General features: G+C 66.1%; 16 protein-coding genes. 10 read left to right on the forward strand and 6 right to left on the reverse strand.

What is annotated here, in order from left to right:
* The first annotated feature begins 6 nt into the window (after positions 1-6).
* A complete protein-coding gene (gene fghA, locus OX460_RS13780) occupies positions 7-873 on the forward strand; it encodes an S-formylglutathione hydrolase (RefSeq protein ID WP_285817200.1) in 867 nt (288 codons plus the stop codon).
* Between the two features lie 9 nt (positions 874-882).
* On the opposite strand, the gene OX460_RS13785 is transcribed toward fghA, so the two are convergent.
* The 4 genes from OX460_RS13785 to OX460_RS13800 all read right to left on the reverse strand — a co-directional run bounded on the left by OX460_RS13785 (position 883) and on the right by OX460_RS13800 (position 5,819).
* Positions 883-1,548: a hypothetical protein gene (locus OX460_RS13785; protein ID WP_077402643.1), complete on the reverse strand. Its 666-nt coding sequence runs from the start codon at positions 1,546-1,548 to the stop codon at positions 883-885.
* Positions 1,549-1,725: 177 nt separating this feature from the next.
* A complete protein-coding gene (locus tag OX460_RS13790) occupies positions 1,726-4,044 on the reverse strand; it encodes a molybdopterin cofactor-binding domain-containing protein (RefSeq protein WP_289898994.1) in 2,319 nt (772 codons plus the stop codon).
* Complete coding sequence (locus OX460_RS13795; protein WP_034782880.1) at positions 4,037-4,504, reverse strand: (2Fe-2S)-binding protein; 468 nt, start codon at positions 4,502-4,504, stop codon at positions 4,037-4,039. Before OX460_RS13795 ends, OX460_RS13790 begins: the two co-directional genes overlap by 8 nt.
* Before the next feature lie 16 nt (positions 4,505-4,520).
* Positions 4,521-5,819, reverse strand: a complete 1,299-nt coding sequence (locus tag OX460_RS13800) for a cytochrome c (protein ID WP_289898995.1) — start codon at positions 5,817-5,819, stop codon at positions 4,521-4,523.
* Between the two features lie 194 nt (positions 5,820-6,013).
* On the opposite strand from OX460_RS13800, the gene OX460_RS13805 reads away from it, so the two are divergent.
* The 9 genes from OX460_RS13805 (at position 6,014) to OX460_RS13845 (ending at position 12,861) form a co-directional block, all read left to right on the forward strand.
* A complete protein-coding gene (locus OX460_RS13805; RefSeq protein WP_077402630.1) occupies positions 6,014-7,666 on the forward strand; it encodes a Na+/H+ antiporter in 1,653 nt (550 codons plus the stop codon).
* 195 nt (positions 7,667-7,861) lie between these two features.
* Positions 7,862-8,443, forward strand: a complete 582-nt coding sequence (locus tag OX460_RS13810; protein WP_289898996.1) for a YfiR family protein — start codon at positions 7,862-7,864, stop codon at positions 8,441-8,443.
* Positions 8,444-8,451: 8 nt separating this feature from the next.
* Positions 8,452-9,711, forward strand: coding sequence for a diguanylate cyclase (locus OX460_RS13815; protein WP_289898997.1), 1,260 nt, complete (start codon positions 8,452-8,454; stop codon positions 9,709-9,711).
* A 16-nt stretch (positions 9,712-9,727) separates the two neighbouring features.
* Positions 9,728-10,231 (forward strand): OmpA family protein, encoded by a 504-nt coding sequence (locus OX460_RS13820; protein WP_289898998.1) that lies wholly within the window; start codon positions 9,728-9,730, stop codon positions 10,229-10,231.
* A 38-nt stretch (positions 10,232-10,269) separates the two neighbouring features.
* Positions 10,270-10,740 (forward strand): gluconokinase, encoded by a 471-nt coding sequence (locus OX460_RS13825; RefSeq protein WP_289899357.1) that lies wholly within the window; start codon positions 10,270-10,272, stop codon positions 10,738-10,740.
* 71 nt (positions 10,741-10,811) lie between these two features.
* Positions 10,812-11,129, forward strand: a complete 318-nt coding sequence (locus OX460_RS13830; RefSeq protein WP_092712778.1) for a DUF3144 domain-containing protein — start codon at positions 10,812-10,814, stop codon at positions 11,127-11,129.
* A complete protein-coding gene (locus tag OX460_RS13835; protein WP_289898999.1) occupies positions 11,129-12,049 on the forward strand; it encodes a fatty acid desaturase in 921 nt (306 codons plus the stop codon). The genes OX460_RS13830 and OX460_RS13835 overlap by 1 nt, the downstream gene beginning before the upstream one ends.
* 75 nt (positions 12,050-12,124) lie before the next feature.
* Positions 12,125-12,520 carry a helix-turn-helix domain-containing protein gene (locus tag OX460_RS13840; RefSeq protein ID WP_289899000.1) on the forward strand — a complete coding sequence of 132 codons (396 nt, stop codon included), beginning with the start codon at positions 12,125-12,127 and terminating at the stop codon, positions 12,518-12,520.
* On the forward strand, positions 12,502-12,861 hold the full coding sequence (locus tag OX460_RS13845; RefSeq protein ID WP_099664554.1) for a hypothetical protein: 360 nt from the start codon (positions 12,502-12,504) through the stop codon (positions 12,859-12,861). Before OX460_RS13840 ends, OX460_RS13845 begins: the two co-directional genes overlap by 19 nt.
* A 4-nt stretch (positions 12,862-12,865) precedes the next feature.
* Here OX460_RS13845 and OX460_RS13850 read toward each other — a convergent pair whose 3' ends face one another.
* Both OX460_RS13850 and OX460_RS13855 read right to left on the reverse strand, forming a co-directional pair.
* Positions 12,866-13,405, reverse strand: coding sequence for a gamma carbonic anhydrase family protein (locus OX460_RS13850; protein WP_289899001.1), 540 nt, complete (start codon positions 13,403-13,405; stop codon positions 12,866-12,868).
* 35 nt (positions 13,406-13,440) lie between these two features.
* Positions 13,441-14,172 (reverse strand): CPBP family intramembrane glutamic endopeptidase, encoded by a 732-nt coding sequence (locus OX460_RS13855; protein WP_289899002.1) that lies wholly within the window; start codon positions 14,170-14,172, stop codon positions 13,441-13,443.
* Positions 14,173-14,241 lie beyond the last annotated feature (69 nt).

The following is a 14,241-nucleotide window of genomic DNA, read 5'->3' on the forward strand; positions in this document are numbered from 1 at the left end:
GAATTCATGCTGGAACTGTTGAGTGAACACGCCTGTTTTGGCGGAGTACAACGCTTTTATCGCCACGACGCGCAAGCCATCGGCTTGCCCATGCGCTTCTCGGCCTTCATTCCCGATACGGCGCCAGGCAGCGTGGCCGCCACCAAACGCCCCGCCCTGTTTTACCTGGCGGGTCTGACTTGCACGGAAGAAACGTTCATGATCAAAGGCGGCGCGCAGCGCGTGGCCGCGGAAGAAGGCTTGATCCTGATCACCCCCGACACCAGCCCCCGTGGCGCGAACGTCGCGGGCGAGAGCGAATCCTGGGATTTCGGCGTGGGCGCCGGCTTTTACGTGGACGCCACCGAGGCGCCGTGGAGCAGCCACTACCGCATGTACAGCTACATCCTGGAATTGCGCGCCTTGCTGGAGCAGGAACTGGCCATCGATGCGCAACGCACGGGCATTTTCGGCCACTCGATGGGCGGCCACGGCGCGCTGGTGCTGGCCTTGCGCAACCCGGACCTGTTCCGCTCCGTTTCCGCCTTCGCCCCCATCGCCGCACCGAGCCAATGTCCGTGGGGCAAGAAAGCGTTCACGGGCTACCTGGGCAGCGACGAGGCCAGCTGGCAGCAATACGACGCCAGCGCGCTGATGCACGGCCTGCAGGGCCAGCCGCCACTGTTCCCCGAAGGCATCTTGATCGACCAGGGCCTGGCCGACAAGTTCCTTCCCGAGCAACTGTTCCCCGACGTCTTCGAAGCGGCATGCCGCGACGCTGGCCAGCCCCTGCAACTGCGCCGCCATGCCGGCTATGACCATGGCTATTACTTCATCGCCAGCTTCATGGAAGAGCACGTGCGCTTCCATGCGAAGAACTTGCGCGCCGCCTGAGCCGCTGCGCTACTGCGCCGTGCTGGTATGCCCGTTGAAGTGGCGCGTGTACCAGTCCGTGGCCAGCAAGGCCGCCTGGTGGCGCGTGTCGGGGCCGCCAGGGGCGGCGATCTGTTCCAATTGTTTGTCGCAGCGCAAGGTGGCGAACGCCATGCGGTTCAGGCCAGCCACGTCGGGGTCGCGCCCGCCCACGATCAGCAGCGACGGCACGCGCACGTTTTCCAGCGCCGCCTTGCCGGCCATTTCCACCTGGCCATCGCACACGGCCAGCGCGGCGATTTCCGCGCTGCGCCAGGCCGCCAGCTGCATCACGACGGCCGCGCTGGTGCCATAGCCATACAGGCCGCAGGGCAAGCGCCGCGTGGACGGGTCGAGCTGCAGCCAGCCCAGGGCTTTTTCCAGCTGGCGCGCCAGCAGCACGATATCGCTGCGCACGAAATACGCGTGGCCATTGCTGCCGCCGCCAGGCTCGACGCCGCCCTGGTCGAAGCGCAGCGTGGCGATGCCCGCTCGCAAAAAATCCTGGGAAGTGGCGTGGCTGGAAGCGCCCAGGTAGTCGCTGTCGGCGCCTGCACCGTGGGCAAACAGGACGATGCCCACCGGCCGTTCGGGCATTTCAAGCACGCCATCCATTTGAAGTTCATCGGCCGTAATGCTGACAAATTGTTCTTGCATGGTTGCCTCCGCAATCGAGCTGGGATCAAGCTAAAGCTGAAGTCAAGCTGTACGCTGATTTTACGCTGATCTTGCCGGGCCGGGGACAGCCTGCGTGCCCCGGGCGGCCAACTTCAGTGTAGCAGCCCGCGGCCATTCCTGCGCAGCCGTTCGCGCATCGTCACCGGCAAGGCAGGACTACACGGCGCCGTGCCGGTCCAGCCCTTTCAGCACGGCTTCCGGGCGGATCGGCAAATGCCGCACGCGCGACGCCACGGCGGCGAAGATGGCGTTGCCGATGGCCGGCGCCACGGCCGTCGTGGGCGGTTCGCCCATGCCCGTCCCCGTATGCGTGCTGGCAACGAATTCGATGTCGAGCTCGGGCACGTCGGCCATGCGCAGGGGCGTGTAGGTATTCAGGTTGGTATCCTTCACTTCGCCGTTCAGGAAAGCCGTGCCTTCATGCAAGGCCATGCTCACGCCCCACAGGGCGCCCCCTTCCGCCTGCGCCAGCGCGCCATCGGGGTCGACGATGCTGCCCGCATCGATCACCATGAACAATTTTTCGACTTTCACCATGCAAGTGCCGCGGTCCACCTTGACCCGGGCGACGCACGCCGTCCAGGTGGGCATGTCGCGTTCCTGGCCGAACGTGGCGGCGATGCCCAGGCCCGTGTCGGGCGGCATGGCCTTGCCCCAGCCCGCCTTGTCCGCCACGCGCTGCAGCACGTGGGCCAGGCGCGCGGCGCCGCCGACGGCGTTCGGCGCGCTGCCCGCATTGCGGCCCGACGCCTGCAGCAAGGACAGGCGGAACGCCAGCGGATCGACCTTGGCCGCCTGCGCCGCCTCGTCCATGAAACTTTCCACAGCCCAATTCGTCCAGCCGGGACCCACGGAGCGCAGCCAGCCGGGGCGGAAACTGCTGTTGGCCAGGTCGTTCGACACGGCCCGCACGCGCTGCGCACCCACCGAATACCAGTGGTCGGCGCCGGCGATGGCGAACGGGTCATACGGATGGCCCTGCGTATCCTTGGCCAGGAAGGCGGGGATCATGGCTTGCGTGGGCCAGCCGGCGCTGGCCTCGTGCACCATTGCCGACACCTTGCCCGCGTCGTCGAACGCCATGCGCACATGCTGCACGGACGGCGAACGGGGCGAATCGAAGCGGGCATCGTCGGCCCGCGTGCAAATCATCTTGACGGGCCGCCCCACGGCTTGCGCCGCCAAGGCGGCCGGCACGCAATAATCGCCATTCAGACGCCGCCCGAAGCCGCCGCCCAGCAGATAGGTATGCAGCATGACCTTGCTCTCCGGCACCTTCAGCGCCTGCGCCAGCACGGGCAGGATCAACGATTGCCACTGGTTGCCCGCATGAATGTGCCAGACGCCGTCGATTTCCTGCGCCAGGGCATTCACGGGTTCCAGCTGGAAATGCAGCACGGTGCTGGTCGTGTAGCGGCGCTCCAGTTGCAGGCTGGCATCCTTGAACGCTTGCTCCACGCCGTCGTCGTCGACCACGCGCGCGCCCAGGCTGGCATCGGCCAGCTGCTTGGTGGCGTAGTTGAGGATATCCTGCTCCGCCACGTGGGCCGCCGCGCCGGCCCGCCATTTCACTTGCACCAGCTCGGCCGCGCGCATGGCGGCCGCATACGTTTCGGCCACCACCATGACCCAGCCGGGCACAGTGCCGCTGGGATCTTGCAAGGCGAACGAACGCAGGTAGCCCTTGACCTTTTTCGCGGCCGCATCATCGATGGACACCACTTTCGCACCGTAGCGCGTGGGCGGGATCTTCGGGCGCGCATACAACATGCCCTCGACGTGCGCATCGATGCCGTACACGGCCGCGCCATTGATTTTCGCGGGAATGTCCAGCGCCTGCACGTGCTGGCCGATCAGGCTGCGCTGCTGCGGCGTTTTCAGCACGATCGCTTTCAATTGCTCCGGCGTGTACTGGCGCGCCAGCTTGCCACGGCGCACGATGTCGCCATAGCTGATCGACCGTCCCCGGCCATGCACGACGCCCAGCCTGGCGTGGCAGGCGGACACGGGCACGCGCAGCAGGCGCGCGCCCTCCTCGACCAGCGCCAGGCGCCCGGCCGCGCCGGCACGGCTGAGCGGGTCGAAATTCTGCCAGACGGACCAGCTGCCGCCCGTCACCATCAAGCCCCATTTCGGGTCCGTATCCACATAATGCAGGCGTACCTTGCTCCAGTCCGCTTCCAGTTCCTCGGCGACGATGCGCGCCAGGGCCGTACCGATATGCTGGCCCATTTCCGCCTTGGCGATATTGACGGTGATCATGCCATCGCGGCCGATCTGGAACCAGATGCTGGGGTCGAACACGGGCGCGGCCGGCTTGGCGGGCGGCACGCGTGCCACCTTGCTGTCGGCCAGGGAACTGTCGGCGCGCAGAAAGGCCAAAGTAAACCCCGTGCCGGCGGCGGCGATCAGGAAACCGCGCCGGCCCAGCGAGCTGGGACGGGCGGCAGAATTTTCTTTCGGCAACTTAAACACCGGGCGCCTCCTGCATGCCGGCCGCCAGCTTGATGGCCTTGCGGATGCGCACATACGCCATGCAGCGGCACAGGTTGCCGCTCATGACGGCATCGATATTCGCATCCGTCGGCTGCGGATAATCTTTCAACAAGGTGGCCGCCTGCATGATCTGGCCCGACTGGCAATAGCCGCACTGGGGCGCCTGCGTGGCCAGCCACGCCCGCTGCAAAGGATGCGTGCCATCGGGCGAGAGGCCTTCGATGGTGGTGATGGCGCAGCCGGCCACGGCGGCAATCGGCGTGATGCACGAACGCATGGCGCGGCCATCCACGTGCACGGTGCAGGCGCCGCACATGCCGATGCCACAGCCAAACTTCGTGCCCTTCAAGTTGACTTCATCGCGCAGCACCCACAGCAGGGGCGTCTCGGCGTCGGTCTCGGTGCCGAAGGGCTGGCCATTGACGGTAATGTTATACATAAGAAACTTTCAAGAGTTACTTGCCGGCGCGCGTGCGCGCCACGGCCGCTTCCAGGTTCGTCCAGGCCGGCTGGTGGCTGCGGCTGCGGCGCAGATAGGCGGCCAGCTGGGCCACGTCATTGTCCGTCAGCGAGGCGGCAAAGCCGGGCATCAGCACGCCGGGCATGGCCGCATCCTTGCTGATGCCGTGCAATATCACCTGGATCAGGTTGGCGGGATCGGGCGCACTGACGGCGCTGTTCAGGCTCAGTTCCGGACGCAGGGCCACGGGCCGGCCATCGCTGTTCGAGTGGCACGACGCGCAGGCGGCCACATACAGGCTGGCGCCACGGTCGTTGTCGACCAGGCTGACCCTCTGCGAGCGGGCGATGCCGGCCTTCACCACGGCATCCGTATCGACCTGGCGTTGCTCTGCCCCGGCCACGCCGGCAAAATATACGGACAGCGCGCGGATATCGCTATCGGGCGAGGCGCCCATGCCTTCGTGCACGACGGCCGACATGGGTCCTGCCGCCACGCCGTGCAGGGCCGTCGCGCCCGTGCGCAGGAAGGCGTACAGCTCGTCCTGCGTCCACGGCAAGGGGGCCGTGTTGGCGCTGGTCAAGGCCGGCGCATACCAGTGGTCGATGGCCGCGCCCAGGTAGGGCGAACCGGCCAGCTCAGCACCCAGCGCATTGCGCGGCGTGTGGCAGGCGGCGCAATGGGCCAGGCCTTCGGCCAGGTAGCGGCCCCGGTTCCAGTCCAGGCCTTGCGCAGGATCAAGCTGGAAAGGCGCTGGCTTGAAAAACAGCAACTTCCAGCCTGCCTGCAAGGGGCGCAGGTTCAGGGGAAACGGTACGCTGTTGGCGGGCGCTGCCGCATACACGGGCGGGCGCGTCATGAAATACGCGTACAAGGCCGTCAAGTCCGTATCCGAGACGAGGTTGAAATGCGTGTACGGGAAAACGGGGTATAAATGGGCGCCATCGCGGCCCACGCCTTCGCGCATGGCCCGCTGGAAGGCGGCCAGCGACCAGCGGCCGATGCCCGTTTGCCGGTCGGGCGTGATATTCGTCGCATAGATCGTGCCGAACGGCGTGGCCAGGCCGTGGCCGCCCGCGTAATCGGCGCCGTCCCTGGCCGTATGGCAGGCGGCGCAATTGCCCATGCCCGCCAGGATGCGGCCCCGCTCCACCACTTGCGGGGAAAATGCCGTGGCGGCAGGCGGATCGATGGGCGCCAGCGCGGGGCGCCAGTAATACAGATACGCGGCCAGGGCCGCCACGATGAGCAATGCCAGCGACAACAGCAGGCCGGTGAAGATTTTCTTGAGCAAAACAGGAACCAGTGAAAAGTAAAGGCCAGGGTGTAAGCAAGGCGCACGGGCCGCCGGCCAACGGCGGCGGCAACAGGGCCACGGTGACAATCTTACCGCGATTGTGACTTGTTGTATGTACGCAATGACACGCAGGCAACGCCGCAGGCGGGCTGCGCCTTATAATCAGCGTTTCAGCACGCCGCCGCTCCTTCATGCATACCGTTACCATCATCCTCATCCTCGTCCTGACCGTCGTCCTGTGCGGCTTTCTCGCCCGCTCGCGCTGGGTCAGGCTGCCCCTGCCCCTGATCCAGATCGCCGGCGGCACGGGATTGGCCTTGTTTGGCGTGCAAGTACCGCTCGACCCCGACATTTTCTTCCTGCTCTTCATCCCGCCGCTGCTGTTTCTCGACGGCTGGCGCATCCCCAAGGGCGCCTTCTTTTCCGACGCGCGCTCGATCCTGATGCTGGCCATCGGCCTGGTGCTGTTTACCGTGCTGGGCATGGGCTTTTTCATCGACTGGCTGATCCCCAGCGTGCCGCTGGCCGTCGCCTTCGCGCTGGGCGCCATCCTCTCGCCGACGGACCCCGTGGCCGTCTCGGCGATCGCCGCCGGCAACCCGATCCCGCCGCGCCTGATGCACATCCTCGAAGGCGAATCGCTGCTGAACGACGCTTCGGGCCTGGTCTGCTTCACGTTTGCCGTAGGCGCCATGATGACGGGCGGCTTTTCCATCGGCGCCGCCTCGCTGAGTTTCCTGCAGGAAGCGGGCGGCGGCATCGTCATCGGCCTGGCCATCTCGTGGGGCGTGGGCCTGGCGAATAAATGGCTGGTGAGCAAGGTGGGCGAAGAACCGGGCCTGCAAATCCTCATCAGCATACTGATCCCGTTCGCCGCCTACCTGGGCGCCGAGCAAATCCACGGTTCCGGCATCCTGGCCGCCGCCACGGCGGGCGTGTCCATGCATTATGCCGATCTGATCGGCCGCCCGCTGGCCGCCACGCGCACCCAGCGCAAGGCCGTGTGGGATACCGTGCAACTGGTCTTGAACGGCGTGATCTTCGTCATGCTGGGCGCGCAACTGCCCGCCACCGTGGCCGGCTTGCCGGCCGCCTCCGCCGAAATCGGCGCCGGCAGCGCCTGGAAGCTGCCCCTGTTCGTCATCGCCATCACGGTGGGGCTGACCTTCATGCGTTTCCTCTGGGTCTTCATTTCCATGAAACTGACCCTGTTCAAGCACCACAAGAAAATCGCGGGCGAACCGAAGGATGCGGCGCTGCTGGCGCGCCCCAGCCTGCGCCTGCTGCTGGTGGCGTCGTTCGCGGGCGTGCGCGGCGCGCTGACCCTGGCCGGCATCCTGACCCTGCCCCTGTTCTTGCCCGATGGCAATCGTTTCCCGGCGCGCGACCTCGTCATCTTCCTGGCCATGGGCGTGATCCTGCTGTCGCTGCTGCTGGCCAGCGTCACCCTGCCCCTGCTGACCAAGGGCCTGGTGTTCGCGCCGCCCGCGCGCCGTTCGACGGAAGAACGCAATGCCCGCGCCGCAGCCGCCGAAGCGGCCATCGCGCGGCTGGAAAAAGTGTGCGAAGGCATCGACAAGAATGACAAGCAGCAAGTCGTCACGGAAGCGGCCAACCGCCTGATCGAAGCCTACCGGCGCCGCCTCGCGTATGGCGAAAGCAGCAACGACGAAGCGATGCGCTTGCAGGAACTGGCCAAGGCCGAGCGCGCGCTGCGCCTGGAAGCGCTGAATGCGGAGCGCGATGAACTGTTCCGCCGCCGCATTTCGGGCGAACTGGACGACACCATCCATTTGCGCCTGCTGCGCGAAATCGACTTGCTGGAAGCGACACTGGAAGAATAGCAACACTCTGGCGTGCCACGGCAGTGTTGACAAGTAATTCTCATGGTAAAGAATGCAAGTTTTCACATTCGTGTTTATAATGCAAGGTTGTATGGCGTAGCGCCGTGATTTACTTTCAACAGGGACTTCCGTAGAGTCTGTGTTGCTGAGTAACAGTATAAGTAGCCACCCGACCCGAATAAAGACACCGACGCCGTGCCCTCCTCCCCCCGCCACCGGCAGCGCTCCGCGCCGCCAGCCCTGTTTGCTGTCGTGCTGCTGGCTTCGCTGCTCGCCGGCACCGCGCTGGCGCCGTGTGCGGCGTGGGCGCAAGCGGGCGCGGCGGCCGACGCCAGGCGTCCCGCCGAGGTGGCCCAGGTCCTGTTTGGCATCGTCAGCTATGTGCGCTGGCCCGTGGCGCGCCAGGAAGTGCGCGTCTGCATGGTCGGTGCGCCCCGTTACGGCGCGGCCATCGTCGACACGCCCGCCTCCAGCCTGGGCCAGCGCATCCGCGTGAAAATCCCGGCGCTGGCAAGCGCGGCCAGCGAATGCGACGTCGTCTACCTGGGCAGCCTGCCTGAGGGAGAGCGCGAGCACTTGCTGGCGCAGCTCATCGGCAAGCCGATTTTATCGGTCGCCGAACCCGGCACGTCGTGCACCGTGGGCACCATGTTCTGCCTGCGCCTGAACGAGGCGCAGATCGGCTTTGACGTCAACCTCGACGCCATCGCCCGCAGCGGCCTGCGCGTGCATCCGAACGCCTTGCAAATTGCACGTCGCAAGGGACCGCCGCCATGAGCGCCCGCATGAGCACCAAGCCTGCCCGCACGCCCCGCCCCACGCTCGACAGCGTGCTGCGGCGCGCCCACCTGAGCGTGTCGCTGATCGCCGTGCTGGCGGCCGGCCTGACCCTGACGGCCGTGGCGCTGCTGGCCCTGCGCGTGTATTCGGACCAGAACCTGCGCCTGGTGGCCCGCTCGATGAGCTACACGGTGGAAGGGGCCGTCGTCTTTGGCGATTCCCAGGCCGCCAGGGAAGCGCTGGCCTTGATCGGCGTCAATGAAGATATTGACCAGGCGCAGGTGAGCGACACGGCCGGCAAGGTGCTGGCCCGCTGGGAACGTGGGCAACATGGCACGCGCTACTACATCGAACGCGCGCTGACGGGCTGGATGCTGCCCGATTCGCTGACTTTCCCCATCACGCGCAATGAACAAGCCATCGGCAACATCACCCTGGTGCCGCACAGCCGCAGCCTGCTGCCCTTCCTGCTCAGCGGCCTGGCCTGCCTGCTCGCCTGCCTGGTGCTCAGCCTGGCCGTCGCCGTGCGCCTGTCGCGCCGCATGGAAACGGAAATCACGTCGCCCCTGCGCCACCTGGCGGAAACGGCCCACCGCGTGCGGCGCGACCGCTCGTTCGAACTGCGCGTGCCGCCAGCCAATATTGCCGAGTTGAACCAGATCAATGACGACTTCAACGCCCTGCTCGACGAACTGGAAGCATGGCAAAGCCATCTGCAAAAGGAAAACGCCTCGCTGTCGCACCGCGCCAACCACGACAGCCTGACGGGCCTGTCGAACCGCGCCTTCATGGAAGCGGAGCTGGAACGCGCCATCCTCGAAGCGCGGGTCGGCAATGGCAAGGTGGCCGTGCTGTTCCTCGACAGCGACCGCTTCAAATACATCAACGACACCTTCGGCCATGCCTCGGGCGACCGGGTGCTGGTGACGATCGCCGCGCGCATCAAGCAGCAATTGCGCGAGGGCGACCTGGTGGCGCGCCTGGGCGGCGACGAATTCGCCATCCTGCTCAAGCCGCTGCGCAACAGCAGCGACGCCATGCACATCGCCGACAACATCATCGCCGCCATGGCGCAAGCCATTGAACTGCCCACTGGTAACAGTATCGTCAGCTCGCTGACCATCGGCGTGGCCGTCTTCCCCGACCACGCCATCGACGCCGTCTCGCTGGTGGGCGCGGCGGATGAAGCCATGTACCGCGCCAAGCAGGCACAGCGCGGCACGCGCCAGGTGGCGCGCCTGCCGCAACCCCATATTCACCCCTGAACCAAGGAGCAACACCATGCAATTTCTCTACGCACAATTACGCCGCGGCGTCCTCGGTCTGTTCATGCTGGGCCTGCTGGCCGCCTGCCAGAGCACGCCAGAAATCAAACCGCTGTTCAACGCCGAGCAAGTCGCCACCTTGAAGGAGCAAGGCTTCAACCAGACCGACGAAGGCTGGGAACTGAGCTTTACCGACAAGCTGCTGTTCGAATTCGATGCCGCCAAGCTGACGGCACCGAGCCGCAACGCCATCCAGAAAATCAGCGCCGCCCTGCTGAAAGTGGGCATTACCCACATGCGCGTGGAAGGCCATACGGATAACGAAGGCACGGAAGCGTACAACAACAAGCTGTCGCTGGCGCGCGCCAACGTGGTGGCCGACGCCATGAGCGCATCGGGCATTCCGCGCGACAACATCACCGTCAAGGGCCTGGGCATGAGCAAACCGGTCGCCTCGAACGCCAGCAAGACGGGCAAGGCGGAAAACCGCCGCGTCACCGTCATCGTTTCGGCGCCTTGACCTTGCACCTGGACGTGCCCGCCGTGCGCTGGGTCGTGATGGGCGTGTCCGGCTGCGGCAAGAGCGCCGTCGGCAGCCTGCTGGCCGAGGCCCTGCACGTGCCCTACGTGGAAGGCGACGACGTGCATTCCCCGCAAAACGTGGCCAAGATGGCGGCCGGCATCCCGCTCGACGATGCCGACCGGGCCGGCTGGCTGGCCGCCCTGCGCGAACGCATCGCTGCGGCGCGCGCGCAAGACAGCGGCCTCGTCGTCTCTTGCTCGGCCCTGAAGCGCGCCTACCGCGACATGCTGCGCGCAGGCGATCCGGCCCTGCGCTTTGTCCACCTGGACGGCCCGCGCGCCGTGCTGGAAAGCCGCTTGCAGCGCCCGGGCCACTTCATGCCCGCCAGCCTGCTCGACAGCCAGCTGGCCACCCTGCAACCGCTGCAGGCGGAGGAGGCCGGCATCGTGCTCGATATCCGCCAGCCGCTGGCCGTGCTGCTCGAACAGATCCTGCAAACGCCCTGACTGGCGGCCGTGCGGCTGGACAGCCCGCGGCCCCCTGTGTAGACTGGCGCGCACTTTCATGAGGGATTTCTATGAGCACACCAACGACAAAACCAGCACCGGGCCCGGAATTCTGGGAACGCGCCGACCAGGTCATCGCCCTGGCCAATGAGCAATGCATGCACAGCGGCGGCAATGAAGTGGCCACCTCGCTGCTGTACGCGGCCGCCCGCTTCAACGCCTTCCTCGTCGCCAGCAAGAGCAACGACGTGGCCAAGATGCAGGCAGAGAAGGAAGGCGCCGTGGCCTTCTTCACGGAACAGTACAAGCGCATGCTGACCGACAACTTCAACGATTACATCACCAACTTCGACAAGTACACGCAACCGTCGTCGGCCCCCAAGGGCTGATGCCAACGGCCAGCCTGGACAGTCACCGCGTCCGCGCCAGCCACGCTGGCGAAGTGCTGGACGGCGTGGTGCGCTACGCACCGCTGCCATCGCTGTGGCTGACGGCCATGCTGGCCGGCGCCGTGACTGGCGCCCTGTTCTTCTTCAGCTGGACGGGCGTGGCGCTGTTTATCGTCAGTACGGCCATCGTCCTGCTGTTCGGCCACTCGCTGGGCAGCCACCGCAAGCTGATCCACGACAGCTTCGAATGCCCGCAATGGCTGGAATATGTACTCGTCTACCTGGGCGTGCTGGTGGGTCTGAGCGGCCCGCTGGGCCTGCTGCGCCAGCACGAGCTACGCGACTATGCCCAGCGCCTGCCCGATTGCCACCCGTATCTGCGGCACGGCGCCGGCTTCTGGCGCGATGCCTGGTGGCAACTCCACTGCTGCCTGGACCTCACCCACCCGCCCCACATCGCCATCGAGCCGCGCATCGCGCACGACCGCTTTTATCGTTTCCTGGAAAAAACCTGGATGCTGCAGCAATTGCCGTGGGCCATGCTGTTCTACGCCTGGGGCGGCTGGGGCTACGTCTGCTGGGGCGTCTGCGCGCGCGTCAGCGCCGGCGTGCTGGGCCACTGGCTGATCGGCTACTTCGCCCACAACCATGGGCAAATGCACTTCCATGTCGACGGCGCCGCCGTGCAAGGCCGGAATATCCGCCTGACCTCGCTGCTGACCATGGGCGAATGCTGGCACAACAACCATCACGCGTATCCGGGTTCAGCCAGGCTGGGCCTGCTGCCGGGCGAATGGGACCCGGGCTGGTGGATGCTGCTGCTGTTGCGGCGCCTGGGCCTCGTCTCCGGCCTGCGCCTGCCGCACGACCTGGCGCCGCGGCCGGAACTGCGCCAACGGCTGCCCGCCGATAGTTATTGACCAATCGTTCACCAATGCCTATAGTGGAAGCAGATACGGGACATCCCGCCCCGCCGCACGCATTGCTTACGTACCATGGCCAGACCGCGCAACTTCGACGAAACGACCGTCATCAGCCAGGCTGCCGCCGTCTTTGGCAGCCTGGGCTACAACGCCGCATCGATCGATGACCTGGTCAAGGCGACCGGTTTGCTGCGCGGCAGCCTGTACAAGGCATTCGGCTCCAAGCGCCATCTGTTCGAGCGCGTGCTGGCGCAGGCGCTGCAGCCTGGCTGGCCGGCGCGGGAAGAAGCGGTCGATTTGCTGATCATCGCCTTGAAGGAACTGGCGCCCTCCGACGCCGCCATCACGGTGCTGTGCCGCGCCGCCGTGCAGGACACGGGCGCCGGGACGGCCCGCCTGCTGGGCGAACGCCTGTTAAGCCATCTGGATCAATCACCAAAGGAGACACCATGCCTGTCCTCGAATTGAACGACGATGCACTGACCATCCGCCTGGCCCTGTGGGAAAAGCTGGCCTCCTTTCACGGCAACCTGCGTATTCCCCTGCAGCATGTGCGTGGCGCCACCGACGATGACGGCTTTCGCGGCACGGCCCTGGGCTTGCGCGCCCCGGGCACCAACCTGCCTGGCGTCATTTCGGCGGGCACCTACCACAAGGGTGGCGACCGCCAGTTTGTCTTCATGACGCGCGGCACGCAGCCACTGGTCATCGAATTGCAGGGCGAAAAGTGGGCGCGCCTGGTACTCGGCGTGCCTGACGCGCGCGCCATGGCGGCGCGCATCAATGCGCTGGCCACGGCGCCAGCCTGACGCATCAGCCCGGCTCGCCGGCCAGGTAATTGTTCTTCACGCGCACGTAGTGCTCGGCCGAATAGCGCAGGTAGGCGATCTCGGCCTCGGTCAGTGCGCGCACCTTGGCGGCGGGACGGCCCACGTACAAATGGCCGCTTTCCAGCACCTTGCCCGGCGACACCAGGCTGCCCGCGCCCAGCATCACGTGTTTGTCCACCACCACGTCATCCATGACGATGCTGCCCATGCCGATCAGGCACTCGTCGCCGATGGTGCAGCCGTGCAAGATCACGGAATGGCCGATGGTGACGTACTTGCCGATGGTCAACGGTGAACCGTCGGGCTTGGCCGCATTCCTGTGCGACACGTGGCCCATGGAAAAGTCCTGGATATTGCTGCCTTCGCCGATGACGATGCGGTTGACGTCGCCGCGCAGCACGCTGTTGCACCAGATGGAACAGTCGTCGCCGATCTGCACGTCGCCAATCACTTGCGCCGTGTCATGCAGGTAGACGCGCTCGCCCAGCACGGGACGGGTATTCAGGTAAGAGCTTACAGGCATTGTCTTCTCGTTTCTTTAACATTAAACAACAGATTTCACACCCAGCCGGCGGCCAGCGCAAAAATCGCCAGCCCATGCGCGAGGGATGCGCCGAGCAAGCCGGCACGGCAATATACCAGCCCCGCCACCACGCCTTCGATCACGGTGAACACGAGGATGGGCGCGCCCACCTGCGTGACGGTGGTGGCGAGAAAGGCGTGGCACAGGCCAAACAGCAGGCCCGACACCAGCGCCGCGCGCCAGGCCGGCAGCCAGGCGCGCAATTGCTGCTGCAGCAAGCCGCGAAACAGCAATTCCTCATAACAGTTGGCCGCCAGCGCAAAGCCCAGCAGCAAGGGCAGCGCGGATGGCGCAACGGGCGCCAGGGACGGCAAGCCGGACAGGGCTTTCAAGCCCGTCGCCAAGGCGATGATCACGCACGCGCCCGCCACGCCCAGCAACACGGACAGGACCGGCCGCATGCCCAGCCAGCGGATCTGGCGGCGCGCCTCGCTTTCCAGCCAGCAAGTACTCGCCACCAGGGCCAGCGACATGGCCCCCAGCGCCAGCAAGACCGGCGGCGGCGCCGTGAAACGCAAGCCGCCCGCCGCCACTTGCCAATAGCCATGCGCCGTCATCGCGTCGCGCGCCAGCACGAAAAACAGCATGTGCACGAGCACGCGCAGCAGCGGCACCGTCCGGGGAACGGCCAGCAGCAAGGCGGCGCAGACGAGGAAGGCGGGCGTGATCGCCAGCAGATACTGCGCCAGGGAAGTGATCTCGGGCATCGTTCAATCGTTCAGTGGTGCCAACGGGCACGGGCGCAGCAATTGTATGCGGCGGCCGGCAACATGGGC

It is taken from the genome of Janthinobacterium sp. SUN033 (assembly GCF_030397595.1).
GTDB lineage: Bacteria > Pseudomonadota > Gammaproteobacteria > Burkholderiales > Burkholderiaceae_D > Janthinobacterium > Janthinobacterium kumbetense.

Excerpts from the sequence above, each read along its gene's own strand:
- fghA (WP_285817200.1), top strand. The coding sequence starts at position 7 with ATGCTGGAACTGTTGAGTGAACACGCCTGTTTTGGCGGAGTACAACGC.
- OX460_RS13785 (WP_077402643.1), bottom strand. The coding sequence starts at position 1,548 with ATGCAAGAACAATTTGTCAGCATTACGGCCGATGAACTTCAAATGGAT.
- OX460_RS13795 (WP_034782880.1), bottom strand. The coding sequence starts at position 4,504 with ATGTATAACATTACCGTCAATGGCCAGCCCTTCGGCACCGAGACCGAC.
- OX460_RS13805 (WP_077402630.1), top strand. The coding sequence starts at position 6,014 with ATGCATACCGTTACCATCATCCTCATCCTCGTCCTGACCGTCGTCCTG.
- OX460_RS13815 (WP_289898997.1), top strand. The coding sequence starts at position 8,452 with ATGAGCACCAAGCCTGCCCGCACGCCCCGCCCCACGCTCGACAGCGTG.
- OX460_RS13820 (WP_289898998.1), top strand. The coding sequence starts at position 9,728 with ATGCAATTTCTCTACGCACAATTACGCCGCGGCGTCCTCGGTCTGTTC.
- OX460_RS13825 (WP_289899357.1), top strand. The coding sequence starts at position 10,270 with ATGGGCGTGTCCGGCTGCGGCAAGAGCGCCGTCGGCAGCCTGCTGGCC.
- OX460_RS13830 (WP_092712778.1), top strand. The coding sequence starts at position 10,812 with ATGAGCACACCAACGACAAAACCAGCACCGGGCCCGGAATTCTGGGAA.
- OX460_RS13835 (WP_289898999.1), top strand. The coding sequence starts at position 11,129 with ATGCCAACGGCCAGCCTGGACAGTCACCGCGTCCGCGCCAGCCACGCT.
- OX460_RS13840 (WP_289899000.1), top strand. The coding sequence starts at position 12,125 with ATGGCCAGACCGCGCAACTTCGACGAAACGACCGTCATCAGCCAGGCT.
- OX460_RS13845 (WP_099664554.1), top strand. The coding sequence starts at position 12,502 with ATGCCTGTCCTCGAATTGAACGACGATGCACTGACCATCCGCCTGGCC.
- OX460_RS13850 (WP_289899001.1), bottom strand. The coding sequence starts at position 13,405 with ATGCCTGTAAGCTCTTACCTGAATACCCGTCCCGTGCTGGGCGAGCGC.
- OX460_RS13855 (WP_289899002.1), bottom strand. The coding sequence starts at position 14,172 with ATGCCCGAGATCACTTCCCTGGCGCAGTATCTGCTGGCGATCACGCCC.